At 44.8% G+C, this 647-nt stretch carries 1 protein-coding gene; it reads left to right on the top strand.

Annotation, left to right across the window (positions count from 1 at the left end; translation table 11 throughout):
• Positions 1-647, top strand: a 647-nt coding sequence (locus tag GMD1S_RS08660; RefSeq protein WP_000596239.1) for a DNA polymerase, incomplete at both ends; no start/stop codon positions are given.

Below are 647 nucleotides of genomic sequence, written 5' to 3'. Positions count from 1 at the left end.
AAAAAAGAAACCCTACTTGAGATGCAGGCTGAAAATGAGGTCGTCATTGAGCAACTTACCCAAGAGATTTATGAGCTAGCTGGTGAAGAGTTTAATATCAATTCTCCTAAGCAGTTGGGTGTGCTTCTCTTTGAAAAACTCGGTCTTCCTCTAGAGTACACTAAGAAAACCAAGACAGGTTACTCGACGGCCGTGGATGTGCTAGAGCGTCTAGCTCCTATTGCTCCGATTGTTAAAAAAATCCTCGACTACCGTCAGATTGCTAAGATTCAATCCACTTATGTGATTGGTTTGCAAGACTGGATTTTGGATGATGGCAAGATCCACACGCGCTATGTGCAGGATTTGACTCAGACTGGGCGTCTGTCTAGTGTGGATCCAAACTTGCAAAATATTCCTGTGCGTTTGGAACAAGGCCGTCTCATTCGTAAAGCTTTTGTCCCTGAGTGGGAGGATAGTGTGTTGCTCAGCTCGGACTATTCACAGATTGAATTGCGCGTTTTGGCTCATATTTCTAAAGATGAGCACTTAATTAAGGCTTTCCAAGAAGGAGCTGACATCCATACTTCAACGGCCATGCGGGTCTTTGGCATTGAACGTCCTGAAGATGTGACTCCAAACGACCGTCGTAATGCCAAGGCGGTAAA

The sequence above is a fragment of the Streptococcus sp. GMD1S genome (assembly GCF_000296875.1).
Classification (GTDB): domain Bacteria; phylum Bacillota; class Bacilli; order Lactobacillales; family Streptococcaceae; genus Streptococcus.
The sequence above is the reverse complement of the archived record's forward strand: the minus strand, read 5'-3'. Positions and strand labels throughout refer to the sequence as shown.